The organism is Chloroflexota bacterium (assembly GCA_016197225.1).
GTDB lineage: Bacteria > Chloroflexota > Anaerolineae > Anaerolineales > VGOW01 > VGOW01.
Genome location: JACPWC010000119.1, coordinates 69,413 through 93,839, shown reverse-complemented (window position 1 = coordinate 93,839; position 24,427 = coordinate 69,413). Strand labels below are relative to the sequence as shown.

Annotated in this window: 21 protein-coding genes; 5 read left to right on the top strand and 16 right to left on the bottom strand. The window is 59.5% G+C overall.

Translation table 11 applies throughout. The features are described from left to right. Positions 1 to 121 precede the first annotated feature (121 nt). The 4 genes from HYZ49_20355 to HYZ49_20340 form a co-directional block, all read right to left on the bottom strand. Positions 122 to 1,375 carry an ATP-binding protein gene (locus tag HYZ49_20355; protein MBI3244638.1) on the bottom strand — a complete coding sequence of 418 codons (1,254 nt, stop codon included), beginning with the start codon at positions 1,373 to 1,375 and terminating at the stop codon, positions 122 to 124. 107 nt (positions 1,376 to 1,482) lie between these two features. After that, positions 1,483 to 3,003 (bottom strand): carboxypeptidase M32, encoded by a 1,521-nt coding sequence (locus HYZ49_20350; protein ID MBI3244637.1) that lies wholly within the window; start codon positions 3,001 to 3,003, stop codon positions 1,483 to 1,485. 75 nt (positions 3,004 to 3,078) lie between these two features. Further along, positions 3,079 to 3,237, bottom strand: a complete 159-nt coding sequence (locus HYZ49_20345) for a hypothetical protein (protein MBI3244636.1) — start codon at positions 3,235 to 3,237, stop codon at positions 3,079 to 3,081. 62 nt (positions 3,238 to 3,299) lie between these two features. Continuing rightward, positions 3,300 to 4,538, bottom strand: coding sequence for a class I SAM-dependent RNA methyltransferase (locus tag HYZ49_20340; GenBank protein MBI3244635.1), 1,239 nt, complete (start codon positions 4,536 to 4,538; stop codon positions 3,300 to 3,302). Between the two features lie 80 nt (positions 4,539 to 4,618). Here HYZ49_20340 and HYZ49_20335 point away from each other — a divergent pair, with 80 nt between their 5' ends. Continuing rightward, entirely contained in the window at positions 4,619 to 5,596 is a 978-nt protein-coding gene (locus tag HYZ49_20335; GenBank protein ID MBI3244634.1) for a glycosyltransferase, read from the top strand. A 23-nt stretch (positions 5,597 to 5,619) separates the two neighbouring features. Here the strand turns inward: HYZ49_20335 and HYZ49_20330 are convergent, their stop codons facing one another. From HYZ49_20330 to HYZ49_20275, 12 genes are all read right to left on the bottom strand, one after another. Further along, a complete protein-coding gene (locus HYZ49_20330) occupies positions 5,620 to 6,591 on the bottom strand; it encodes a patatin-like phospholipase family protein (GenBank protein ID MBI3244633.1) in 972 nt (323 codons plus the stop codon). A gap of 115 nt (positions 6,592 to 6,706) precedes the next feature. Further along, the gene (locus tag HYZ49_20325) at positions 6,707 to 7,162 is read right to left on the bottom strand and encodes a hypothetical protein (GenBank protein MBI3244632.1); all 456 of its coding nucleotides are present in this window, start codon (positions 7,160 to 7,162) and stop codon (positions 6,707 to 6,709) included. A gap of 6 nt (positions 7,163 to 7,168) precedes the next feature. Next, positions 7,169 to 7,636 (bottom strand): PaaI family thioesterase, encoded by a 468-nt coding sequence (locus tag HYZ49_20320; GenBank protein ID MBI3244631.1) that lies wholly within the window; start codon positions 7,634 to 7,636, stop codon positions 7,169 to 7,171. Between the two features lie 4 nt (positions 7,637 to 7,640). Next, positions 7,641 to 8,156: a DinB family protein gene (locus HYZ49_20315; protein ID MBI3244630.1), complete on the bottom strand. Its 516-nt coding sequence runs from the start codon at positions 8,154 to 8,156 to the stop codon at positions 7,641 to 7,643. A 206-nt stretch (positions 8,157 to 8,362) separates the two neighbouring features. Then, on the bottom strand, positions 8,363 to 8,620 hold the full coding sequence (locus tag HYZ49_20310) for a hypothetical protein (protein ID MBI3244629.1): 258 nt from the start codon (positions 8,618 to 8,620) through the stop codon (positions 8,363 to 8,365). 2 nt (positions 8,621 to 8,622) lie between these two features. Continuing rightward, positions 8,623 to 9,168, bottom strand: a complete 546-nt coding sequence (locus HYZ49_20305; GenBank protein MBI3244628.1) for a dual specificity protein phosphatase family protein — start codon at positions 9,166 to 9,168, stop codon at positions 8,623 to 8,625. 12 nt (positions 9,169 to 9,180) lie between these two features. Then, on the bottom strand, positions 9,181 to 9,420 hold the full coding sequence (locus HYZ49_20300) for a hypothetical protein (GenBank protein MBI3244627.1): 240 nt from the start codon (positions 9,418 to 9,420) through the stop codon (positions 9,181 to 9,183). Next, positions 9,420 to 11,582, bottom strand: coding sequence for a formate dehydrogenase subunit alpha (gene fdhF / locus HYZ49_20295; GenBank protein ID MBI3244626.1), 2,163 nt, complete (start codon positions 11,580 to 11,582; stop codon positions 9,420 to 9,422). The genes HYZ49_20300 and fdhF overlap by 1 nt, the downstream gene beginning before the upstream one ends. A 91-nt stretch (positions 11,583 to 11,673) precedes the next feature. Then, the gene (locus HYZ49_20290; protein MBI3244625.1) at positions 11,674 to 12,516 is read right to left on the bottom strand and encodes a DMT family transporter; all 843 of its coding nucleotides are present in this window, start codon (positions 12,514 to 12,516) and stop codon (positions 11,674 to 11,676) included. Next, on the bottom strand, positions 12,513 to 13,199 hold the full coding sequence (locus HYZ49_20285) for a DUF2461 domain-containing protein (protein ID MBI3244624.1): 687 nt from the start codon (positions 13,197 to 13,199) through the stop codon (positions 12,513 to 12,515). The genes HYZ49_20290 and HYZ49_20285 overlap by 4 nt, the downstream gene beginning before the upstream one ends. A gap of 104 nt (positions 13,200 to 13,303) precedes the next feature. Then, positions 13,304 to 13,999, bottom strand: a complete 696-nt coding sequence (locus tag HYZ49_20280) for a (2Fe-2S)-binding protein (GenBank protein ID MBI3244623.1) — start codon at positions 13,997 to 13,999, stop codon at positions 13,304 to 13,306. Between the two features lie 2 nt (positions 14,000 to 14,001). Then, positions 14,002 to 15,693 carry an NAD(P)H-dependent oxidoreductase subunit E gene (locus tag HYZ49_20275; GenBank protein MBI3244622.1) on the bottom strand — a complete coding sequence of 564 codons (1,692 nt, stop codon included), beginning with the start codon at positions 15,691 to 15,693 and terminating at the stop codon, positions 14,002 to 14,004. A gap of 241 nt (positions 15,694 to 15,934) precedes the next feature. Between HYZ49_20275 and HYZ49_20270 the strand changes: the two genes are divergently transcribed. The 4 genes from HYZ49_20270 (at position 15,935) to HYZ49_20255 (ending at position 24,388) form a co-directional block, all read left to right on the top strand. Next, positions 15,935 to 17,188 carry a cysteine desulfurase-like protein gene (locus HYZ49_20270; GenBank protein MBI3244621.1) on the top strand — a complete coding sequence of 418 codons (1,254 nt, stop codon included), beginning with the start codon at positions 15,935 to 15,937 and terminating at the stop codon, positions 17,186 to 17,188. Between the two features lie 109 nt (positions 17,189 to 17,297). Further along, the gene (locus HYZ49_20265) at positions 17,298 to 19,250 is read left to right on the top strand and encodes a GAF domain-containing protein (protein ID MBI3244620.1); all 1,953 of its coding nucleotides are present in this window, start codon (positions 17,298 to 17,300) and stop codon (positions 19,248 to 19,250) included. Between the two features lies 1 nt (position 19,251). After that, positions 19,252 to 19,911 carry a response regulator transcription factor gene (locus tag HYZ49_20260; protein MBI3244619.1) on the top strand — a complete coding sequence of 220 codons (660 nt, stop codon included), beginning with the start codon at positions 19,252 to 19,254 and terminating at the stop codon, positions 19,909 to 19,911. A gap of 262 nt (positions 19,912 to 20,173) precedes the next feature. Then, on the top strand, positions 20,174 to 24,388 hold the full coding sequence (locus tag HYZ49_20255) for a carboxypeptidase regulatory-like domain-containing protein (GenBank protein MBI3244618.1): 4,215 nt from the start codon (positions 20,174 to 20,176) through the stop codon (positions 24,386 to 24,388). The last annotated feature ends 39 nt before the right edge of the window (positions 24,389 to 24,427 follow it).

Sequence of the window (24,427 nt, the reverse complement as noted above, 5' to 3'; positions counted from 1 at the left end):
CGCCAGCCTCAGCCAGCGGCCTAACGGTGCGGGGCGCGAGAAAGTATCCATCCAGAAAAGTGTTTGGGTTGGCCGAGCAGTCCCCCACGCGGGGCCATGCCCACCCTTGGTCTAGAAACAATTAGGCAAGCCATTCCTCGGGATGATTTTTGAGGCGTTCGATCTCCGCTATTGCCTCATCCACATTTGGAGGAGCCTCAAAAACGATTTCTACGGCATACTCTTCTTTTGGATTAGGTTGTTCAAATGGTTCCCGTAGCTTTGTGGCTAATTTTTCTATCTGCTTGATAGGTTGTGATGTCCAGCCCTCCATCATTTGTTTCAACGGCACGAATGCATCGGGTGGAACTACTGAACGCAGGTCAATTTCCCATTGCACAAGCTCGTTGCAGGCAGAAACAATCTTCTCGACAGCGCGTTTGATTTCCAGCGGATCTCCTGATTCGCTCTGCGCTCTCCATGATGCAGGCATTTCTTCAGTGATGGTAGCCTTCAAAAGATTTATCAAAGAGCCTAAGTCGTTACCTCTCGTGCTAGCCCAATTCAAGAAATCAGCTCCGCTCATTCGGACGATTCCTTTATAGAGAAGCCCCTTGTTCAGATCGGCATAAGCGCGCGTGATTTGTGCCATTTTCAACTGTAGCAATTCTGCTGTAAGAAGGTACTCCCAAAAATCAGGTTGGTTCAAAACAAGTTGTAACGCAAGGTCAGACTCACCCTCAAATGCTCTTCGTAACCCACCTTGGAAGAACACCTCTAACTCTGATCTGCTGATCCCTTCAGTTCTATCTTCGTGACGGACGAATATTGTCCCTTTATAAATTCTGACTTGCTTTCGGTCTTGCTTATTGTGGGTAAGATCGCGAGCGACAATATAGGGAGGGTTGCGGCCTAATATTTCAATAATTGCATAGTCGCCTTCGCTACTCGTAAACTCTTGATAACCAACGACTAGTGGCGGATCAATTTTGTCAGCAAGAAGCTGATTTAGGTCATTTTTAGTGTGGCGATGACTCAAAGCCCCAATAGGTCTAAATGTTTTATCCTCTAGCCCAATTACTAGGTAGCTTAACTCTCCATTGTTTGCCATAGCTACAACGTCTTTCACAAATTCTGCTTTATCACCATTCTCCTGAAGAATGAGTTCTCGCTTTGCGTCTACTGTCTTCCATTCCTGTCGGAGTGATCTAAGTTTCTTGATGAGTTCCTGGAGATCCTTGTCTTCCACTTGCGTTTCTCCAATCGCGCAGGCTAAAATGATATAGACAGAAAATTTGTATCCCGCACCGGCCCAAATTGCGAAGACCCATCCGCTTTTTATCCCCGCCATCGGGGTGATTTTCTGGCATCTTCCCCGACGGCGGAGTCGTCCCATAGGGCTTAAATCGCCGCAACTATTTAGCCGCAATCTCTACCCGCCAAGTATAAGCCCCGCCCGCTAAAGCGCAATCACAAAACACCCAAACAAAAAAGCCACCAGCCTCAACCGCCCAGACCGTAGAGCAATTGATATTTGTCACGCAAATACCTCATGTAAGGCTCAATCCTCAACGGCCCGCCCGTCGCCCGCTCCAGCAATTCGGCGGCAGTGAACTTCATGCCATGCTGATAAATGTTCTCCTTCAGCCAGCCGTGCAGTGCGCTGAACCGGCCGGCGTTGATTTGCGCTGGAATGTCGGGATGCGCCTTGAGGGCGGCTTCGTAAAACTGGGCGCTCATGATGTTGCCCAGCGTGTAGCCCTGAAACACACCGCCGATGTAGTCCGAGTACCAGTGCACGTCCTGCAAAACGCCGTCGCGGTCGCTCGTCGGCGCAATGCCCAGGTCGGCCTCGAGGCGCTCGTGCCAGGCCTCGGGCAGGTCGCGCAAAGCCAACGAGCCTTCTAGCAGTTGCAATTCAAAATCGAGTCGTAACATGATGTGCAGGTTGTACGTCACTTCGTCGGCGTCCATGCGGATCAGTGAGCGCTCCACCTTGTTGATCGCCCCGTAAAACGTGTCGAGTGAAACTTTGCCAAGCTGATCGGGGAAGACGGCCCGCAAGCGCGGATAGAAAAACTCCCAGAAGCCGGCGCTGCGCCCGACGATGTTCTCCCACAGCCGCGATTGACTCTCGTGGACGCCCGCCGACGTGCCTTCGCCCAGCGGCGTGCCGTCGAGCGCCGGGGCCACGCCCTGCTCGTACATCGCATGCCCCGACTCGTGAATGGTGCTGAACAGCGCGTCACCCAGATCGTTTTCCTTGACGTGGGTGGTGATGCGAACGTCGCCGCTCGAAAACCGGGTCTCGAACGGATGGTGCGTCTTGTCCTGCCGCCCACGCTCCAGATCGTAGCCGAGTCTTTGAACGACCTCCAGGCCAAACGCCAACTGTCTCGCTTCCGGGAAGTGCTGAGACAGACACGAGGCGTCGGCGGGCGGCCGGGCGGTGATGGCCTGCACCAGCGGCACGAGTTGCGCCCGCAATTCGGCGAACAACTTCCGCAAAGACGAGGCCTTCATCCCAAAATCCTGCAAGTCAATCAGCGGGTCGGCGGGATGCTCACTGCCGGGGAAGTAATTGGAATACTCGCGACTCAGATCGAGCGTCTTTTCCAGGAGCGGCATCATTCTGGGCCAATCGTTCGCCGGTTTGGCCGTCGTCCAGGCGTCGTACGTTTCGGCAGTGTGAGCTTTGAACCGGGCCACAAAGCCGGCGGGCACTTTCACTTTGCGCTCGTACTCGCGCCGCGTCACCCGAATCAACGACGCCTCATCCGACTCGTAAGGCAAGCTCTCTTCGTAAGGCCGCAAGTCGTCCAACAATTTGCCGACCGCCGCCGCCGTGAACTTCTCGTGTGCCAGCCGCTCCAGCGTGGCCAGCTGGCGGGCGCGGCCCGGCCCGCCGCCGGGCGGCATGTAAGTCGCCTGATCCCACTCCAGCACATTGGCCGCAGAGGCCAGGTCGTTGGCTTCGAGCAAAAGCGTTTTGAGTTCTTGAAGTTTGGGTTTCATAGGCTCCATTTTGGGACAACGGATGCTTCGCGGGTGAATTGAACGGATCATAATCCGTCGAATTCGCCAAATCCGCTGTCTACTTTACTGCTTTACTGTTACCACCTGCCCGCCCGTTATCTTTACCAGCTCGGCGGGAGTGAGCGGGAACACGGTGTTGGGCGTCCCGGCGGCGGCCCAAATCGAATCATACCGCATCAAATCTTCGTCAATGAAAGTGGTCAACGCCTCAACGTGGCCCAGCGAGAGGACGCCGCCGGCCCACGCCTGCGGTGGGGCAGGTGTGACGAACCCGGTGCGCTCTCTTACAAAATCGGCCTTTCAAAGATGGCGACCGTCTCGACATGATGCGTCTGCGGAAACATATCCAACGGTTGAGCCGAGGCTAAACGATAGCCGCCGGCAATCAGCCGTTTGGCGTCGCGGGCCAGGGTCGCCGGGTCGCACGAGACGTAAACGAGGCGTGGAGCGGCGAGGGTGAGAAGGTGCTGGATAACTTGCTTATCGCAACCGGCGCGAGGCGGGTCGAGCAAGACAAGGTGACACGGCGACAAGGTGACAAGGTGATCGAGGGCGAGTTCAACGGGAGATTCGTAAAGCTCGACGTTGTCGAATTCGTCGAGGTTGGTTTCGGCATCGCGGACGGCGGGGGCGAAAGATTCGACGCTAATGACGCGGGCGGCGGCAGGGGCGATGAAGGCCGAGAACAGGCCGACGCCGCTGTAAAGATCAAGGACGGTTTCGCCGCCTTTCAATCCCAGAGCATCCAACACCAGCTTCACCAGCGTTTCGGCCTGGGCCGTGTTGACCTGAAAGAAACTGCCGGGCGAGACGCGGAACGAACGCCCAAGAACTTCATAGATAAGATGATCGCCGCCGATCATGGCGAAGGCTTCGCCTTCTTTGCTCACCGTTGCCACCGAGATCGGCAGGTCGAGTTCCACGTCCGGCGGCTCGCCGGTCTCGGACTCGAAGACCAGCATGGTTTCGCCCTCTGTCCCAACCCGAACGCCGATCCGGTCCACGTCCAGCTTTTCAATTTCAAGCCGGTTGAAGAGTTCCATGATCTCCGGGCGGGCAATGTGGCATTCGGAGATGGGGTCAATGGATTGAACGGATTTAGCGGATTTTATGAAACCCAGTCTGCCATCCGGCGTTTGCGAGAATTGGACGTGGTTGCGGTAGTGAAACGGGTCAGGCGAGGGAATTGCCTCGAGGACATTGGGCGACTCGAGGCCGCCGATGCGGGCCAATTGGTCAACGACGATTTGCCGCTTCCATTTGAGTTGCGCTTCGTAGCTCATGTGCTGGAAGTGACAGCCGCCGCACGTTCCAAAGTGTTTGCAGGCGGGTGTCACGCGATCCGGCGAGGGCGAGAGGACTTCGAGCAGGCGGGCGCGGGCGAAGGTCGGCTTCTCTTCGACGATCTCGACGCGCACCGTCTCACCGGGGATGGTGAAAGGCACAAAGATGGCGCGGCCTTCATGGCGGCCAATTGCGTCGGGGCCGTTGGAGAGGGCGGTGAGGGTGAGTTCGATGGACATGGGTATTGCGTATTTCGTGTTGCGTAAACATCAACGGAATACGCAATACGAAATACGTGGCGGCAATTATAATTCAGCGGATGAAGGTTTCCCTGATTCTCACCGTCCTCAACGAAGGCGGCCATATCCGGCGATTGCTGGAGTCGGTTGCCCAGCAGAGCCGTTTGCCCGGCGAAATCGTGGTGTGCGACGGCGGCTCGAAGGACAACACGCTGGCCGTGATTCAAGAGTACACAAATCGTCTGCCGCTGAAAGTCATCATCGCGCCGGGGGCCAACATCTCGCAAGGGCGCAATGCCGCCATTCGCGCCGCCGGCGGCGACATCATCGCCGTGACCGATGCCGGGGTTTGGCTGGAGGATGGATGGCTGGAAGAGTTGTTAGGCGCCGGGAAATGGGGAAATAAAGGAAGCGGGGGAAAAGTAGCTGTGGTAGCAGGTTTTTATAAATCTGATCCGCAGAACGTGTTTGAAGTGGCGCTGGGCGCGACGACCCTGCCAGACGTGAACGAGATCAACCCGGCGAGGTTTCTGCCGTCGAGCCGGAGCGTGGCCTTTCGCAAAGAGGCCTGGGAGGCGGTGGGCGGCTACCCGGAGTGGCTGGATTTTTCCGAAGACGTTGTGTTTGATCTGGCGATGCGCGAAAAGTTCGGCGCGTTCGCTTTTGCGCCAAAGGCCATCGCCCACTTTCGCCCGCGCCCGTCGCTGGCAACGTTTGCGAAGCAATACTTCAATTATGCGAAAGGTGATGGCAAGGCCAACCTGTGGCCGAAGATTCACTTCACTCGTTACTTCACCTATCTCGTGGCCGCGCCGCTCTTGGTTTATGCGGCAGTGACGGTTTCACCGTGGTTGTGGCTGTTGGGAATAGTGGCCGGACTGGCTTACCTCCGGCGGCCATTGCAACGGCTGGTGAAGAGGACAACGGATTTGAAGAATTTAGCGGATTGGCTGAAAGTTCTGTTTTGGATTCCGGTGATTAGAGTGGCGGGAGATGTGGCGAAGATGATCGGCTATCCGGTCGGACTATGGCAACGGTTGACTCGTCAACGGATGTAATAGATTGACTTGAAGATGAGCATTCACTCCGCCAGCAGTTGGCCGCACAAATTATCAATGTTGTTGGTGTTGGCCCGGATCAATTCTTCGGTGAGGGATTTGAGCAGGTTGATGTAGTCGGGGCTGGTGTCGTCAATCGGCTCGATATTAGGATCGGGCCGGGTCTGGAAGCGGTAGTAGTGGCGCGGCTCGTCGCGGATGATGGGCATAAGCTGGCGTAGTTGATAATCCACCGCGTCGCCGTCGAGCAAAATATTGAAGAGCGGCTGAACCCACTCGGCCAGGCCCCAGTCTTTGGCCTTGTCGTAAAGAATGGGTTTCACCATGTCGCCCGTTCCCAGCGAAACGAGAATGAAGTGTTTGGCCGTCGGGAAAATCTTCCGAGCTTCCACGTAAGCGCACATGGCCGGGTTGTTGGCCACCACCCCGCCATCCACGAACGAGTAGCTGGCGTTGGGCATCTGAACCTTCACCGGCTCAAAATACGACGGGGCGGCTGAGGTGGCCCGCGCCGCCAGCCGCATTGGAAAATCCATATTGGGGTCGAGCTTGGCCTTGTGGCGCTTGAAGAAAAACGGGTCGCGCTTCTCGGTTTCGTAACTGGTGATCAGCACTTCGGTCAACGCTTCCGAGAGCCGCGCCTCGCCAAAATACTTCACCAGCGTCTTGTCAATCCCGTCTGACGGATATTTCTGATCAAGGACGCCGTCCACCGAGCGCACGGCGTACAGCGCCGAACGGTGAAAGATCACCGGGCCGTCCGTCTCGTAAATGCCGAGCAACTCGCGCGCGGCGAACTGCGACTTCTGCTTGTCTGCGCCCGGCTTGGCCAGGCCCAGGGCCAGAATGCCGCCGGTCGAGGTTCCGGCGATGAGGTGAAACAATTCGGCGACGCGCTTGCCCGTTCGCTTCTCAAGCTCGGCCAGTAGCACTGCCGGGATCACCCCGCGCATCCCGCCGCCGTCAATCGAGAGAATTTTGATCACGTCTGGCATGATAGCTCCTTTGGGCGAAACTCAACTTGCCACAGAAAGATTGTGGGGTGATTGTAGATCAATTTTGATGAAACGGGGGACGAACAGAGACGGTGTGACCGTCCGGCAAATCCGGCTACGACTTCGGTGGATACCCGGCGCTCATCGTTCCCCCGGCAGAGGCGGTCACGGTGATTGTGCCGGCATTATCGCCAACGCCGCCCATCGTCACCGAGCAACTGCCGTTGCAGGCAAGACTTTGCGACCCGCCGCTTTGCGAGTCGGTGACGGTGACCGTGGTGCTGGTGGACACCGTAATATCCACCTTGACCGAGTTGCCGTGGCCGCCGCCGGTGCGGGTTGCGGTCAGGCTGGTAATGACGTTTCCGCCGCCACCTCCTCCGCCGCCTCCCGGTTGTTGCAGGTTCGTCACCACATTACTGAAGACATTGCCGATCCCCGGGCCGAGCACGGCCAGGATGATGAGGACGACCACTGCCACCAAAACCAAAATGATGGCGTACTCGACGAGGCCCTGCCCGCGCTGGGCGCGATGGCCTGTCTCTCTTAAGTCGCTTGTAATGCGGGTCATGTTGCCTCACTTCGTCAAATGTTCCGGCATTTGAACAGTGACGACTTCGCCGCGGGCGCAAATCTCGCCGCCCGCCGATAACGTGGAGACGATCACCACCTTGCGGCCTTTGATCTCCTTGACTCGCGCCCGCACTTCGAGCGGCCCATCAATCGGAGTCGGTCGAATGTAGTCCACATGGAGGGACGCAGTGAGAAAGCGCAGAGGCGGGTCGGTGTCCATCTCGCGGCCCTGGGCGCGGTAGGCGGCGGCTGAGGCCGTGCCGGTGCTGTGGCAGTCAATCAGCGAAGCGATGAGGCCGCCATAGACGTAGCCGGGGATGGCGGTGTGATAAGGTTTGGGTTGAAAGACGCACACCGAGTCGTCGCCGTCCTGGTAGCTTTTGATTTGCAGGCCGTGTTCGTTGAGGCGGCCACAACCGTAACAGTGGGCGAGTTGATCGGGGTAGTAATCCTGAAAAGCTTTCTGAGTCATCTTCTCACCATCCGCCCGCGTAGTCGAGCGAAATTGACTTGACTTGCGTTGAGAGATGTTGCCAGTGCAGGTGATTGAGCTGGCGGATGTGCAAGTGATCGTGGGCAACCCAGGCGGCCAGCACATCGCCTGCCATCATTGCGCCAATTCGAGGGTGTTGATGAGTCGAGTTCCAGTCGGGATTCTGGAGACTCATCAACCAGTTGAGCGACTCGCGACGTTCACGCAAGAACGCTTCCAGCGAGGAGCCAAACTCGCGCTGGTTGTAGCCGCGCGCCGTCACCCAGCCGGCCGGGTCAATGGGCGGCCAGGCTTCGGTCGGCTTGTGCAAAGTGAAATCAACGCGGGTGCGAAAGTCCTCGCGCTCTTCGTCGTAAAGATGGCAGAGCACTTCGAGGATTGACCACTCATCGGGCGAGGGTTTCCAGCGGGCCTGGGCGTCGGTTACGCCGCGAGACAAGGAGGCGATGGTGTCGGCGTCCGCCGACAACCGGGCAAGGGTCGTGTCTAAGTTGATCATGGTGTTATTTTATGCCCGCCCGGCGAAAATAACAGGGCTTCTTTTTTGGCGGTATGAGGTGGAAGTTGCTTACGGCATCTGCCGCACAATCTTCATCGTCTCCACACTCACGGTGCATGCGCGGCGCTCTTATTACACGAGCCGCCGTAGCGGATCAGCTTTTCAACTTTGGCGTGATACTGCTGGACGAGTTGGATGGACATCCATCATCCATGACTCATGGCTTGCGCCTTGCGCGCCGGTTTGCGCTTTACCGTCTTCGGCATCACGTTGATCAAAGCGCGCAGAGCCGTATTCACCGAGTCAGGTGTAGTGAAAACTTGAGAGACATCTGGATCGAGAACGACGATCACATAGTCTTTGGCGCGATTGGCAAAGCGATTGGGCCGGGCTTTGGCATAATCAAAGCGATACTCTGCTCGCATGTCGTCAGTTAACTTTTCGGTGTTTGGCCTTTTTTTCATAGTCACGTTGCTCCTTTCACCATCGGCCCGGCCTCCGTCGGCATTTCTTTCTCCCTTACCGTCATCTTCCCGAATTGCTCCACCCACAACCGTTGTTCGGGCGTATCCGGCACCGGGCAACCGCGCGCCTTTTCGATGCGCTCAAATGCCGGGCCAACGCCGACCGCTGAGCTTACGAGGACGCTGGCCGCGAGCAATGCCGAACGCCCAACGCCCTGGCGACAATGCACCCCGATGTGCTTCCCTTCAGATAGGCGGGCCGTCAATTGTTGAATGAGCTTATGCGCGTCTTCCCGCGAGGTTGGAACCTTGCGGTCGGCGATAGGGAACGAAATGTACTCCAGCCCTTGCCGGTGAGCAATTTCGCCTTCGCGCTCCAACCCCAACTCCGCGCTTTCATCCATCGTCAGGAGTGAAACAACGAGGTCTAAACCGGCGCGCTGCCAAACCGCCACATCGTCTTCCAGCCAGTCGCGGCCGCGAGGCCGTGTCAGGATTGCCAGCCGTCCCTGCCAGGGTCCCTCAATCCAATAAATAACGTCAGGCATTTTATAATTCCTTCACACCCTCGATACAATCTCGCGGGGCAAAGCGTTTACGTCAACGCCACGTTCACGAAGCACCTTTATCCGATGATGTCCGTCCAAGAGTGTTCCGTCCGGCTTGGCCTTAAGCGCCCCTGCCTGGCCCGGCGCCAGAGATTTGATCAGTTCGTTGGTGGGCGTCTGGCGAAATTGATCGAGCTTAAGTTGAATGAGCGTCTCATCCGAATGTAGAGGTTTGAGAGGTGGTAAGCTCATCAATATCTCCCTCTCACCACCGGCTCCATTGGGTTGAGCAGGGCTGACTCTTTCGCAATCTCAATCTTCACCGCGCAGGCCTTGAACTCCGGTATCTTGGCGTGCGGGTCGAGGGCGTCAATGGTCAGCAGGTTGGCGGCGGCCTCGGCGAAGTGCATGGGAATGAAGACCACGCCGGGGCTGGTCTTGGGCGACACTTTCACCCTTAGCACCACTTCGCCGCGCCGCGAGGCGACGCGCACCACGTCACCCGTCTTCAGGCTCAGGCGGGCGGCGTCCACTTCGTGCACGTCCACAAACGCTTCAGGGAAGAGGGCGTCGAGTTCCGAGTGGCGGGTCATCGTGCCGCCGTGCCAGTGTTCCAGCAAGCGGCCGGTGGTCAAAATGAATGGATACTCATCATCCGGCTGTTCTGCCGTCGGCACATGTTCGAGCGGGAAGAACTTGCCGCGCCCGGACGGGAACGTCTCGGCGAACAGGAACGGCGTGCCGGGGTGAGTCTCGTCGGCAACCGGATACTGCAAACCGACGTTCTCAATTCGCGCGTAGGTCACGCCCTTGAGCATCGTGGACACATTCGCCATCTCGCGGAAGACTTCTTCCGGTTCTTCGTAGTTCCAGCGGGCGGTGTCCGGGCGGCCCAACCGTTCTTCAACCCGAGTTGCCACGTCACAAATGATCTGCCAGTCCGGGCGGGCCTGGCCGCGCGCCTCAATCGCCTGCCGCACGCGCTGAACGCGGCGGTCGGTGTTGTTGAACGTGCCTTCCTTCTCGGCCCACGAGACGGCGGGCAGGAACACATCGGCGAACGCGCCCGACTCGTTGATGAACACGTCCTGAGCCACCAGAAATTCCAACTGCTCCATGTGATGGCGGGTGACGTTCAGATTCGGCTCGGTCATCATGGGGTTCTCGCCCATGATGTAGAGGGCGCGCACGCCGCCCGGTTTGGCGTTGGAAAGAATCTCGGTCGTGGTCAGGCCGCGCTTGCGGCTCAGGCCGCCCGGCTCCACGTTCCACGCCTTCTCCCACTTGACGGCGTTCTCTTCCTTGTCCACGTCCATGTAACCCGGATAGTGAAACGGCATCGCGCCCATGTCCGACGCACCCTGCACGTTGTTCTGGCCGCGCAGAGGATTCAGCCCCGTGCCTTCGCGCCCGATGTGGCCGGTGAGGAGCGCCAGATGGATGAGGCCGAGGGCGCTGACCGTGCCGCTGGACAGTTGCGAGATGCCCATGCCCCAGTAGATCGCCCCGTTTTTGGCCGTCGCGTACATCCGGGCGGCTTCGACGATCAAATTCCGATCCACCCCGGAAATCGTCTCAGCATATTCGGGCGTGAACTTCTCGACCGACTTTTTGAACTCTTCGTAGCCCTCGGTGCGCTCGGCCACGAATTTTTCGTTGACCAGCCCTTCCTTGATGATGATGTGAGCCATCGCCGAGAAGACCGGCACGTTGGTTCCCGGTTTGATGGGCAGCCAGAGAGTAGCCAGGTCGCACAACTCGATCCGGCGCGGGTCAATCACGATCAGCTTCGAGCCGTGCTTCATCACCGCTTCTTTCATGTGCAGGGCGATGATGGGATGGTTCTCGGTGGTGTTGGAGCCGGTGACGATGAAGCAGTCGGTCTTGACCACCTCGGCGGCGGTGTTGCTCATGGCCGACGTGCCCAGCGACTTCAGCAGGGCGACGACCGACCCGGCGTGGCACAGCCGGGTGCAGTGATCAATGTTGTTGGTGCGGAAGAGCGAGCGATACATCTTCTGCAGAAGATAGTTGTCTTCGTTGGTAGCCTTGGCGCAACAATAGACGGCCATGGCCTCCGAGCCGTCACGCTTGTAAATCTCCACCAGCCGGTCGGCCACAGTGTCGAGCGCCTCATCCCACGTCGCTTCGTGCCACTCACTGCGATCAAACGCCTGAGTGCGGCCCCCCGGCTTCTGCGGCGTCTTGCGGATCAGCGGCGTCGTCACCCGATCCGGGTTGTAGATGAAGTCGTAGCCGAAGCGGCCTTTGACACACAGGTTGCCGTGGTTGACAACCGAATCAAACGGCGACGTGACCCGGTAGATGAAATCGTCCTTGATATGCAAGTCGAGCGTGCAGCCGACGCCGCAATAAGGGCAGGTGGTGCGAGTGATGCGATCTGCCGTCAACATAGAAGCCTCCTCAATTTATCCGCAGATTACGCAGATTGACGCAGATTTATTCAAATCATCTGTGAAAATCTGCGTAATCTGCGGATTGTCTTTATACCGTGATTAAGACAATCGCCGCCAGCGCCGCGAGGACGCCGACGAGTTGCCAGCGCGTGATGCGCTCTTTCAAGATCAGCCAGGCCAGCCAGACGGTGGAGGCCGGGTAGAGCGACGATAACACCGAGGCCACATCCAGCCGCCCGGCCTGCGTTGCCAGCAGAAAAAAGGCATTGCCGCCCGCGTCGAAAATGCCCACCATCGCCGTGAGCGGCCAGTGTTCGCGGGCGGGCCATACGAGTTGGCGGGTTCCCAAAGCAAAGGCGGCCAACACTATCACCGCCACAATTCTGGCCGACACCAGCGGCCAGAATACAGCCGCCGCGCTCACTCGATCCATCAGGATGAAAAAGAGTCCAAATCCCAATCCGGCCACGATGGGCAATCCCAATTCGCCCAATCGAATTTTTGCCTGCTCATTGCTCGACACCAGCCACACGCCGAGCAAAGCCAATCCGAAGCCGCCGATCTGCCACCCGCCGGGGAAGCCGTCAACGAACGTTCCAAACACGGCGGGCAGAGCGGCGGAGATGACGGCGGCGGCAGGCGAGGCCAAACTCATCCGCCTCGAAGCCAGCGCCCGATACAAAGCCAGCAGACCGATTGCGCCGCACACGCCGGCGGCGGCGGCCCACACCATATCTGCCAGCGGCGGCACTTTTTCGCCAACGGCTAAAGCCAACGACACAAACAGCAAGCCGCCAATCGCGTCGCCGACGATGACGACGCCGTAAACGTTCGCGCGCCTCGTCGCCAGCCCGCCGCAAAAATCGCCCGCGCCCCACACCGCCGCCGAGAGCAAGCCAAATACCGTCGGCGCAACTTCAGCCCAGATCATTCTGATCCGGCTGACATCGAGCCAAGTGATTGGTTGAGGTAATCCAGAAACGGCTTCATCGTCTTGAACGCTTTCGCCGTTTCCTTTACGAACTCCGGCGACAGAACTTCCTTGTCGGTCAACCGATGAACCACAACCAGTTGTTTCAGGCGGAGCAGTTCGATTTCAGGATGATCGCGCGAATATCCTTTGGGCGCGCTCTTCAACTTATCGCCCTCCAGCGCGCCAAAGGCGCTGACGAAATTTTTGTGGTGGATGATTTTATTCAGGCGAGCCGCGTCCTGGTCAACGGCCTGCCGCCATCTGGCAAGCTGTCCGGGCGTGGGCATGTAGTGGCCGCCGCCCAGCATCGAGCGGCCACGCGGTTCAAGGTGGACGTAGTAAGGCAGGCTGGTTTGCTTTTTGCCGCCCGGCCCGATGACGGCGCTCATCGCCGTCTTGTAAGGGGATTTGTCTTTGGAGAACCGAAGGTCGCGGTTGATCCGGAAGACGCAATCTTTTGGCATCAGTCCGCCCAGGTCTTCGAACTTGCCGACTTCAGAAATCAGGGCGATCACCAGTTCCTCGAAAAGCTGGCGGGCCTCGTCGTAAGAATCGCGATTGCGATCAAACCAGAGCTTGTTGTTGTTGTGTTCAAGCTCGCTCAAGAACGTCAATATTGGTTTTAGATTGTTAGCGCCCATCCTGTTCTCCTTTAAAACCAAAAAGATACTAGCGAAAATCTGCGCGCGAAGCGTCTGCGTCCTAAAAACCAGCCCGGATAGTTACGAGGCCGCAAGCCAAATCGCTATTTGCGCTTCCGCCTTCGCTCGTTGCGCGTCATGTTCATAATCTCGTCCGGCGTCTTGCCGCCCTCCAGCAACCACTCGCGCTTGGGCTTGAGCGCGCCGGTGGGGCAAACGCCCACGCACTGGCCGCAGAACACGCACGTCGTCTCTTGCATTCCTTTGTCAAAGAACGTGCCGATGCTGGTCTCAAAACCGCGTCCGCTGAAGTTGATGGCAAACGTATATTGCGCGTCCTCAGCGCAGACCTGCACGCACCGCCAGCACAAAATGCACTTCGAGTAATCACGAAGGTACATCGGGTTGTCGTCCAGCAGGGGGCGCTCACGCTTTTCGCCGCCTTCAAAGCGCGTCTCGCTCGCGCCGTAATCGCCGATCATGCCCTGAATCTCCGGCGCTTCGGAAAGGTCAACCGCCGAGTCCAGCATCTCCAGAATCGTCCGCCGGCTGCGCTCCACTCGCTCGTTGCGCGTCGTCACTTTCATCCCCTCGCTCACCTGAGCCACGCAGGCCGGGGAGAGGACTCGCGCTCCTTCCACTTCCACCACACAAATGCGGCACAGGGCGTTGGAGGTGCAATGCTCGTGATAACAGATCGTGGGGACATCCTTGCCAACGCTTTGCGCCGCTTTGAGAATAGTCGTCTCGGCAGGAACGGTGACGGGTTGGCCGTCTATAGTGAGAGTCACATTGTTCATAATTACCCCTTAAACATCTCCGGCCAAAGTTTCATCGCGCTTAGCACGGCGCTGGCCGCCGTCTGGCCGAGGCCACAAAGCGAGGCGTCGGTCATCGTCCAGCCAACATCCGAAAGGCGGGTCACGTCGCCAGCCCGTTGCTTGCCCTCCGCGACTCGCTCCAGAATTTCGTGCTGGCGTTGCGTGCCAAGCTGGCACGGGTAACACTTGCCGCACGACTCGTGGGCGAAAAAGCGCCCCAGCCGCAGAAGCACGTCACGCATGTCGCGCGTCTCGTTGAACACCATCACCACGCCCGATCCAAGCGGCAACCCCGCGCTCCGAAGGTCTTCAAACGTCAGCTTCACATCCAAATCTTTCTCAGTCGCAAACGCGCCAGCCGCGCCGCCGAAGAGAATGGACTTGAGTCCGCCGCCCGTCACACCGCCGGCCAAATCGTCGAGCAAATGGCGAATGGTCACCCCGAACGGCGCTTCGTAGAGTCCGGGCCGGGCCACATCGCCGGAGACACAAAACAGTTTGGGGCCAGGGGACTTCTCGGTGCCAAGCTGACGGAAGGCGGTTGCCCCGTGAGTCAAAATGTAAGGCACTGTCGCCAGAGTCTCCACATTGTTGATCGCCGTCGGCTTGCCAAAGAGGCCGTGGGTGGTGGGGAACGGCGGCTTCACTCGCGGAAAGCCGCGCTTGCCTTCAATCGATTCAAACAGCGCCGTCTCCTCGCCGCAAATGTACGCGCCCGCGCCGCTTCGCACTTCGATGTCAAAATCGAATCCCGATCCCAGATAGCCGGCTTGCCTCAACTCGTCAACCGCCGCGCTCACGCGCTCAATCGCCGTCGGGTACTCGCCGCGAATGTAGATGTAGATTTTATTCGCGCCAATCGCGTAAGCGCCCAGCATCGCGCCTTCGAGGATGCGGCACGGATCGCCTTCCATCAAGATGCGATCCTTGAACGTGCCCGGCTCGGACTCGTCGGCGTTGACGACAAAGTATTTTGGCGAACCGGCGGCCTTCGCCGCGCCTTCCCACTTGACTCCGGTGGGGAAGGCCGCGCCGCCCCGCCCGACCAGACCCGAATTTTTTACTTCGTTGATCACGCCGGCAGGCGGCGTTTTGCCGCCGATGACTTTCTTCAGCGCCGCCATGCCGCCCGCGGCTTCGTACTCGGCCAGCGTTGCTGCCCGGCCTTGGCCACAGAGGGCGGTGAGCACTCGCAAGTCGCCGCCCACGTAATCGGCGGCTTCCCCGGCGTTCATGGCAAAGACTGCGTCGAGCGAGTCGGCTGTCACCTTGCCAAAGGTCAGGCCGCGATCACCGCTGGTCACATTCGCCGCCGTGCCCAGATTGCACAGTCCCAAACATGGCGCGCGCTCGACCGTGTAATCACTGTTTGCTTTGCGTTGAGCGGCCTCCAGCACCGCATCCGCGCCGCACATCGCGCAGGCCGGGTCGGCGCAAACGCGAACGACAGTCTTGCCGACCGGCTCGTTGTAGAACATCGCATAAAACTCGATCACGCCATAAACATCGGCCAGCGGCACGCGCAGGGCGCGAGCAACTTCGGCGGTGACGGGTTCGGGCAGGTAACCATAAATAGCCTGGGCGGCATGCAGGGCCGGGAGCAGGGCCGCGCGGCCTTGAGGAGAAAATTCTTTGAGAGTGGCTTGTAGAGGTACAAGATCAATATTGGACATCAAGCAAAGTCTCCTATGTCAGACAACCCAAGTGTAACCATCTCAGGAGCAATTGGCAACCACCAAGTTTAGAACCGGATCGGCGCTGTAAGATGCGCTATCAAAAGTTTCAAACGGCCTCTTTGAAATCCACGAAATCTCACCAAGCCTTCGTGTTTCTTCGTGTGACTTCGTGGAAGAAAATAGAGTTATAACTGCGTAGAGTATATAATGCGCTTAATCTTATCACCGGAGACTCCTCATGCCCCTCGATCTCGCCCGCATCCGCGCTCAATTCCCTGCCCTGGCCGTCAGCGACGATGGCCGCCCTCGAATCTTTCTCGACAACCCCGGCGGCACGCAAGTCGCCCAGCCCGTCCTGGATCGCATGACTCGCTATCTCGTTCACACCAATGCCAACAAAGATGGCGAGTTCATCACCGCCCGAGAGTCGGATGAAATCCTGCACGAGGCCCACGCCGCCGTCGCCGATTTGCTCAACGCGGCCTCGCCTGACGAAATCATCTTCGGCCCCAACATGACCACCCTCACCTTCTCGATCTCGCGAGCGTTGGGCCGCCTTCTCAACCCCGGCGATGAGATAGTCGTCACCCGCCTCGACCACGACGCCGACATTGCGCCCTGGCTGCTGGTGGCCGAAGATCGCGGGGCGGTCGTCCGCTGGGTGGACATTCATCCCGAAGACTGCACGTTGGACATGGCCGACTTTGAAAGCCAGATCACCGACCGCACCAAGATCGTCGCTTGTGGTTACGCCTCAAACGCCGTCGGCACGATCAATGACATCAAGGCCGTGATTGATATGGCCCACGCCGCTAAGGCGCTGGTCTTCGTGGACGCAGTGCAATATGTGCCGCACGGCCCGACCGACGCGCAGGCGCTCGACTGTGATCTCCTAGCCTGCTCGGCCTACAAGTTCTTCGGGCCGCATATTGGCATTCTATATGGCAAGTATGATCTACTCGACCGATTGACCGCCTACAAAGTGCGCCCGGCTAAAAACAAACCACCCTACAAGTTTGAGACCGGAACCCAAAACCACGAAGGCATCGCCGGGACGCTGGGGGCGGTGGAGTATTTAGCCTGGGTGGGCGACACCTTCGGTGGCAAATCCCAAAATCCAAAATCCCAAAGGCGGGCGCAGTTGGAAGAGGCGATGCGGCTGATGGTGGACTACGAGCAGGAAATCAGCCGACGATTGATTAGCGGCCTCAGTCAAATCCCCGGCCTCAAGGTTTGGGGCGTTACCGACTTCAACCAGCTTGGCCGCCGCGTGCCGACGGTGTCTTTCACGCTCGAAGGCTGGCAACCGCGAGAGGTGGCCCGGAAGCTCGGCGAGCAAAACATTTTTGTGTGGGACGGCAACTACTACGCGCTGGCGATCATGGAGCGCCTGGAGTTGCAGAAGAGCGGCGGCATGGTGCGCGTGGGCGCGGCGCATTACAATACGGTGGAGGAGATTGATCAGCTAGTAGAGACAGTGCGCTCATTGTAACCTTTCGTATATGCAGAATAAACGACCTGATTTTGAGTTGCTTGTCATTTTGAATTATCGGCGTTAGGATTGAAAGCCACGCGGCTTGCATCAGCAGTGAGGTATTCAAATGCGCTCTCTGCGCGCCCAACTTGGCCTAATCTTCCTCGCCTTTCTGCTCCTCGTCAGCGGCTCAGTCACGGCCACCTTCTTGACCATCCGAACCCAGGCCAGTGACGAGTTGGTGATCAGTCTGGCCGGTCGTCTGCGGCTGTTGATTCAGCAGATGACCATAGATGCGTTGGAGGCTGAAACCCATATCCTGCCTCTGCAGGAGTCGATCGAGGCCTTCGACACCACCCTGCAAGCCTTGACCAACGGTGGTCAAGTTCTCTTCCAGCCTGGCCGCCTGATCTCTGTGCCGCCCGCGCAAGATTCGGAGATCGTGGCCGGCTTACAGCAGGTTCAGTCTGCCTGGGACGTTTACCGCGAACACCTGAACAAGTTTGCAACCTTAGACCCGAACAGCCCAGAATTCGAGACCGAGCATGAAGCTTTGGAGAGTCTGGCTACCGACATGGCCCAAAAGACAGACCACGTCGAGAATCTGTTCGAGGCCGCCTCGGCGCGCAAAGTGGGGCGTCTGCAATGGCTACAGTTGATCTTCCTGGTCAGCGCCCTGGCGTTGTTGGTGATCGGCTCGGCGGCAATCCAGCGCCTGGTCATCGGCCCCCTGCAGAGCCTGACCCATGTCGCCGAGCGCATTGGTCGTGGAGACCTTAATACCGCAGTGCAGGTTCAAGGCTCGCGTGAAATCCTCACCGTCTCCCAAAGCTTTGAGACTATGCGCGGCCAACTGCAGACCTCACAGGAGACTCTCCGCGCCTGGACAGAGGAATTGGAGGCCCGCGTCGCCCGACGAACACGGGAACTCGTCGCCTTGTACGAGGTCAGCCGCGAGATTTCCTCACGCCTGGACATCAACCACGTTCTGCGGTCGGTAACCGAGAAAGCGAGGGACCTCCTGGGAGGGGACACAGCGGCGTTGTGCCTGTTGGACGAGACGGCGCAGGTTTTGAATCTGCAATCGGCCAGCGGTTCCCCGGAGGCCGTCTCTGGAACCCGTAGTCTGGCGCAGGACCCGCCGGCTGTTCGCGTATTGGCGGGTGACCGGGCGCTGATTTGCGGGCGGGATGAGTGTCCAAACTCATGCGGCATCCTGGCCGCTCCCTTTCGGGTCAGTCAGATCGCGGCGCCGTTGCGGATTGGCGGGCGAGTCACCGGCGAGCTGTGTGTGGGCAGCCAAAGACCGGGAGCGTTTTCCGACGAATCGGCGGGCCTGCTCACCAAGCTAGCCAATTCGGTGGCGATTGCTCTGGAGAATGCGCGTCTTTACGAGCAAGCGGAACGGCTGGCGATGCTGGAAGAACGCCAGCGCATCGCCGCCGAGATGCACGACGGCATCGCCCAGACTCTCAGTTACCTGAGCCTCAAAGCCGAGCAGGCCGCCGACCTTGCGCAGGCGGGAGACGGCAAAGAGACGGCGGGCGTGTTGCAGGGTGTGCGTGAGGCGATTGCTCAGGCCTCGCGCGAGGCGCGTCAGGCGATTGCCAGTTTGCAGGAAAGTCCGCCCCGGCGCCGCTCTTTGCAAGACCAGTTGACCGAGTTGGCGAGCGAGGCCGCCGTGAACGGCGGGTCAGCGATTGACCTGACCTTCGCCCTCCAGCCCCCGCCATTGTTTTTGCCGCCCGCCCAGGCCGAGCAGGTACGCCGGGTAATTCGCGAGGCGTTGTTGAACACCTGGCGCCATGCTCAGGCAGAGCACATCGTCGTCCGCCTGGAACAGCGAGGGGTGGAAGCGGTGGCGAGCGTGGAAGATGACGGGCGGGGCTTCGATCCCAAAGCGCCTCTCCCGGACCGAGGCAGTCATTTCGGCCTGAGCATCATGCGCGCCCGCGCCGCTCGCCTCGGGGGGCATCTGACAATTCTTTCGGCTTCGGGGCAAGGCACGCGCGTCACCCTGGCCTGGCCCCTGCCGCAAACAAAAGACGAAGAACAACTAGCGAAGGTCGAGGGCAGGTAGCATGGAACGGATTCGGGTATTGCTAGCGGATGATCACGCGCTGTTTCGCGAAGGGTTGGCCACTATTCTCGCCGCCCAGCCGGATTTCGAAGTCGTGGGCGAGGCGGGCGACGGCCTGGAGGCCCTGGTCAAGGCGCGAGAACTGGTGCCAGACCTCATTTTGATGGATATCGAGATGCCCGGCTTTGACGGCCTGGAAGCAACGCGGCAGATCGTACAAGAACTCCCCGCCGTGATCGTGGTGATGCTCACCGTGCGGGGTGAAGACGAAAAATTGTTTGAGGCGATCAAGGGCGGCGCGCAGGGCTACCTCTTGAAAAACATTTATTCGCGGCAGATATTGGACATGTTGCGCGGCGCTGTGCGGGGCGAGGCGGCTCTCACGCCGGCGATGGCTAGCCACGTCCTGGAGGAGTTCCGGCGCTTGAGCCAGCGCGTGCCTGGCGAGCAAAGCGCGGCCCTCACCCGCCGCGAGCAGGAAGTCCTCAGCCTGGTGGCCGAGGGCGCTACCGATCAGGAAATCGCCGACGCCCTCTACCTCAGCCTCAACACCGTGAAGAGCCACATGCGCAACATTCTGGCCAAACTGCACGTGAGCAGTCGGCAGGAGGCCGTACTGTACGCCCGGCCCAAGCAACCGCTCACAGGCAAAGGGGCCTGACGTCACACCCTGCTTCGTAAAACTAACTAGTCCATTGGCCTGAAAGAGCGATCGAAAGATCGCTCTTTTTTTCATGCCGAATTAATCCTATGTCCTCTCTTATGATACACATGGGCCTCTCAGCGCTTGGCGATCAATCCTTTGATCTTGACACAGGTCGGAGCCTCACACTTTCCAAAAGTGTGACGTATCACCGCCGACGAAACTCATCGGCGCCATAGTGACCACTTGCAAATGCGATGTAAGTGGTCAGGAGGACACGATGAATACAAAAAAGGGAAGAGCATTCAAAATCACAAGGTACTTTGTCGCAATCGGCATCCTTGTCTCCAGCGTGGCCCCGTGGGGCGCGTGGGCCAACGGAAAAGCCTATGCCGCGCCCGGCACGGCCGCCATCGGCGGCAGCATCTACACCGGGGCGCAAGATTCGCTGACCGGGCTGCCGATCTACGCTCCCGATCCGGCGGCCCCGCCGATCGCTGGCGCTACCGTCATGATCCAGAACGAAGCGGGAGACATCGTCGGCTACCCGACGGTGACGGGCAATGCCTGGTCGGCTACAGTGGACGCGCCGGGCGAGTACATCGTCATGTTCAGCGCGCCCGGACATGACGCCACCAGCCGCGCTTTCGAGGTCGTGGACGGCGACAACCTCACTCAAGACGCCTACCTGCCGCCCCTGCCCCTGCCGCTGGCTAATCTCCTCGTCTACGCCTTCACAGATAACTACGTGAACGGCGAGGACGACTTTCCAGATGATCCCGGCCTTGCGGGCGTGACCTTTCACGTGTACGACGAGGCGGGCAATGAATGGACAGGCATGAGCGGGGCCAGCCCAACCCTGCCGCCGGGCGCGGGGCCAGACCCGAACGGCCTCTATTACTTCACCGGCCTCCCGCCGGGCGAGGTCAAGGTGTGCGCCGATCCGCCCACACTGGATTGGTATCTCCTCACGACCGAGGAGGGGACGCACTGCTGGGAGAACAACCTCTACCCCGGCGACCCCGGCACCGAGGCCGGCCTTTACCTCGACTGGTTCGGGTATGTGCCGAAGTTGGGGCAACTGCCTCCGAGCGCGGACGCAGGTAGCATCAGCGGCACGCTCAAGGATGCCGACGGCAACTGGTTCGCCGACGAGCCTTTGATTCCGTGTTCATCCCCGGTAGCGCCACTGCTCTGTGTGCCCGACGGCGTCACGCCGAATGACTATGTGCCCAACGGCCTGGCCGTCCTCTTCACCGACTTCGAGAATACGCCCGTTCATCCCGTGGCAACCGCCGAGGCGGATGCGTCTGGCAACTTCACCTTCGACAACGTCCCGCCGGGCCGCTACAAGATCCACGCGGTGGATGTTCCCCTTAACTACATCTACGTCCAGCAACAGGTGTCGGTAGCGCCGGGCACGGCGGTGATCGGCCTGGACATCTTCGTGCCGCGCTTCTACGCCCGCGCCAACGGATATGTGAAGGACACGGCGGGCAATCCCATTGCTGGCGCGACAGTGAACCTGCGGCTGGAGGACGGCAGCATCTGGAAAGAGACGACTACGGATGCCGACGGCTGGTACAACTTCGACACCCTCGAAGAGGTCGAGATCACGGGGCACCTGGATGTCACGCTGCCGCCGGGCTATCACGGCCAGATCGAGAACGTCGGCGACACCCTCCCCGGCAAAGCCTTCAACCTGATGAGCCGGGATATTCTGTGGTTCACCATGAACTACCGGGCGAACCTCACACTCGAAGCCATCCCGGCGGGCACGGGTAACATCGCCGGCATGGTCTTCTACGACCATCTGGAACAGGGTACCTGGGTCGGCAATGGCCTCTATGAGCCGGATGAAGAGGGGACGATCCACGGCGCCACCGTCGAGTTGTACGACTCCACGGGAACGACGTTGCTCGACACCACGACGACCGGGCAGTTCAGCGAGGCGGATGCGCTGGCGCAGGGATGGATCAGGCCTTACACCTGTAATCCCGGGTTCGATCCAGCTTACGGCTTTGTGAAGTGCAATATGGACGAGTTTGGCCGGGTGATAAAAGGCGCAGTGCCCGGCTACTACGAGTTCCGGGGGCTGACGCCGGGTGACTACGTGGTGAAGGTGATCCCGCCGTTCGGTTTCTCCGCATCGCCTGCCGGTTCAGATGTGCAGGCTGTTGCGGTCGCCGACGGCGCTCGCAGCGACGTCAATCTCGGCGTCAATACACTAGCGCCTCTGGCGGGAGAAGTCGAAGGCGGCGTCTTTGACGACCTCAACCTCGACGAAGAATCCCAGAGCCTTCTGTTTGAAGAAAAGGCCGGCGTCCCCGGCGTTCCGGTCGGCGTGTACGACCATCTGGGCTACTTCATGGGCGACGGCCACATGGGTGATCCGCGTTGCTATACCGACTCGACGGTGTGCCCGGGTGGTGGACCGCTGGGACAGAAGCCGGAAGTTGAAATTCGCACGGCGCCGGGCGTTCACCGCTTCTACGGCAACGATCCGAGCCTGTCGGGCTACAACCCCTGCTACGACCCGCTGTACATGTCGTATGAGTTCCATCAGGGCGGGAACAAGTTCGAGGCCGACTGGTCGCTCCTGCCAGTCTGCTTCGCGGGGCTGGGCATGGCCCAGGTGCCCGGTCAACTACTCCCCAACAATGCGCCCGTCATTAACGCGGTGCTGCCGGGCAGCTTCTGGATCCACGGCCAGAACTTTGGAGCGACGCAAGGCAACTCCACCGTCACCTTGAGCGGCCAGTCGCTTCCCGTGATGTCGTGGACGGATACGCTGATCCACGCCGAGACCCCGCCGAATCTGGTGAGCGGCCCGCTCACCGTGGCGACCTCGACCGGCATCTCCAATGCCATGTACCCCAACGTGACTTACACTGCGCAATGGGCCAAGTACATGGCCAAGCGGTCGGTGTACGTGGACGCTGCCAACACTGGCGCAGAAGACGGCAGCAAAGCGCATCCGTGGAACACGATCGGCGAGGCGCTGAATCACCTGCCCTCGGCCACGCCGCGTTACGTGTTCGTCGCGGCGGGGACGTATCACGAAAGGGTGAAAATCCCGGTCTCCAACGTCCGCCTCATCGGCGCCGGGCCGCGCGAAACGACCATTGACGGCCTCGACACTTCACCGGGCGCATCCGGCAAAGGCCCGACCCTCTACATCGGCGCGGGCGGCCAGACCGGCGGGGTGAGCAACATCGTGATCAGCGGCTTCACCGTCACCGGCGGCAGTGTGAACGACGAGATCGGCGCGGGCGTCTTCGGCGACTACGGCAACAACAACATAGACATCAACAACAGTATCATCGCCCGCAACGGCGGCTACTACGGCGGCGGCATCTGGCTGCACAAGTCCAACCACAACGTGAAGATCTGGTCGAACCTCATTGCCGAGAACGGGAACACCGGCGGCTACGGCGGCGGCATCAGCGTGAACGACGAGCCGGAGTACGGCCCCCAGCACGGCGAGCCGGAGCACATCCTCGACGACCATGCCCTCACGTCTCCGCCGGGCACGTACCGCATCTTCAACAACCTGATCTTCCACAACTTCTCGCCGGATTATGGCGGCGGCCTCGCCCTGTACGAGGTCAAGGACAAATTGTTGATCTACGGCAACGTGATTCTGGAGAACAAGGCCGACGATCACGGCGGCGGCGCGTTCTTCGAAGATACCGGACCGGTTGAGCTTTACAGCAACATCTTCCTGCGGAACTACAGCCCGGACGACGGCGGGGCCGTCAGCTTCGAGGACGTGGGTGACGACATCGCGACGGTGAAGGTTTACAACAATCTGTTCGCGCAAAACATCGCCGACGACCGGGGCGAGAACCACGCTCGCGGCGGGGCGCTGGCCTTCGATGACACGCTTTATGCTTCGGTGTACAACAACACCATCGTCGGCAACATCGTCGCCGGGAGCATTGATCCGGCGGGCGGCGGCCTCGACAGCGAACGGAACGGCCACGAGTATGTCGGCAAGGCCCCCGGCTTCAGCGACCCGAAGATCTTCAACAACATCCTCTGGGGCAACTGGCGCTTGCAGTACGACCAACCTGCCCACCTGCCGGGCGAAGACCTGCCTTACACATCGGGCGTCAACTACCAGTGGACGCCGAGCGAGTTGCACGTGGACAATCCGGGGCTCCAGCCCGAATGGCAGAGCGCCAATAACTCGGAAAGCTTCACCTACGTCAAGTACAACGACATCCGCGGCGGCTACCTGGCCGGGCTTAGGAATCTCGACATTGATCCTCTGTTCGTAGATCCCTTGAGCCTTGACTGGCATCTCCAGGCAAGTTCTCCGGTGATCAACAAGGCTCCCACGCAAGGCGGCCCGACTACTGATCTGGAGTTACGGCTTCGCAATCGGAAGGATGGAAAGATCGATCTGGGCGCTTACGAATGGTTTAGTACGCTCAGCGCCATGCGGATACCCTCGGGCATCTTGGGCGCAATTGAAATGCCAGGACCATAAGCGTAAAAAATGGACAAGCCCCTGGGTGAGGGGGGGCAC

Excerpts from the sequence above, each read along its gene's own strand:
- HYZ49_20355 (MBI3244638.1), bottom strand. The coding sequence starts at position 1,375 with ATGGGACGACTCCGCCGTCGGGGAAGATGCCAGAAAATCACCCCGATG.
- HYZ49_20350 (MBI3244637.1), bottom strand. The coding sequence starts at position 3,003 with ATGGAGCCTATGAAACCCAAACTTCAAGAACTCAAAACGCTTTTGCTC.
- HYZ49_20340 (MBI3244635.1), bottom strand. The coding sequence starts at position 4,538 with ATGTCCATCGAACTCACCCTCACCGCCCTCTCCAACGGCCCCGACGCA.
- HYZ49_20335 (MBI3244634.1), top strand. The coding sequence starts at position 4,619 with ATGAAGGTTTCCCTGATTCTCACCGTCCTCAACGAAGGCGGCCATATC.
- HYZ49_20330 (MBI3244633.1), bottom strand. The coding sequence starts at position 6,591 with ATGCCAGACGTGATCAAAATTCTCTCGATTGACGGCGGCGGGATGCGC.
- HYZ49_20325 (MBI3244632.1), bottom strand. The coding sequence starts at position 7,162 with ATGACCCGCATTACAAGCGACTTAAGAGAGACAGGCCATCGCGCCCAG.
- HYZ49_20320 (MBI3244631.1), bottom strand. The coding sequence starts at position 7,636 with ATGACTCAGAAAGCTTTTCAGGATTACTACCCCGATCAACTCGCCCAC.
- HYZ49_20315 (MBI3244630.1), bottom strand. The coding sequence starts at position 8,156 with ATGATCAACTTAGACACGACCCTTGCCCGGTTGTCGGCGGACGCCGAC.
- HYZ49_20310 (MBI3244629.1), bottom strand. The coding sequence starts at position 8,620 with ATGAAAAAAAGGCCAAACACCGAAAAGTTAACTGACGACATGCGAGCA.
- HYZ49_20305 (MBI3244628.1), bottom strand. The coding sequence starts at position 9,168 with ATGCCTGACGTTATTTATTGGATTGAGGGACCCTGGCAGGGACGGCTG.
- HYZ49_20300 (MBI3244627.1), bottom strand. The coding sequence starts at position 9,420 with ATGAGCTTACCACCTCTCAAACCTCTACATTCGGATGAGACGCTCATT.
- fdhF (MBI3244626.1), bottom strand. The coding sequence starts at position 11,582 with ATGTTGACGGCAGATCGCATCACTCGCACCACCTGCCCTTATTGCGGC.
- HYZ49_20290 (MBI3244625.1), bottom strand. The coding sequence starts at position 12,516 with ATGATCTGGGCTGAAGTTGCGCCGACGGTATTTGGCTTGCTCTCGGCG.
- HYZ49_20285 (MBI3244624.1), bottom strand. The coding sequence starts at position 13,199 with ATGGGCGCTAACAATCTAAAACCAATATTGACGTTCTTGAGCGAGCTT.
- HYZ49_20280 (MBI3244623.1), bottom strand. The coding sequence starts at position 13,999 with ATGAACAATGTGACTCTCACTATAGACGGCCAACCCGTCACCGTTCCT.
- HYZ49_20275 (MBI3244622.1), bottom strand. The coding sequence starts at position 15,693 with ATGTCCAATATTGATCTTGTACCTCTACAAGCCACTCTCAAAGAATTT.
- HYZ49_20270 (MBI3244621.1), top strand. The coding sequence starts at position 15,935 with ATGCCCCTCGATCTCGCCCGCATCCGCGCTCAATTCCCTGCCCTGGCC.
- HYZ49_20265 (MBI3244620.1), top strand. The coding sequence starts at position 17,298 with ATGCGCTCTCTGCGCGCCCAACTTGGCCTAATCTTCCTCGCCTTTCTG.
- HYZ49_20260 (MBI3244619.1), top strand. The coding sequence starts at position 19,252 with ATGGAACGGATTCGGGTATTGCTAGCGGATGATCACGCGCTGTTTCGC.
- HYZ49_20255 (MBI3244618.1), top strand. The coding sequence starts at position 20,174 with ATGAATACAAAAAAGGGAAGAGCATTCAAAATCACAAGGTACTTTGTC.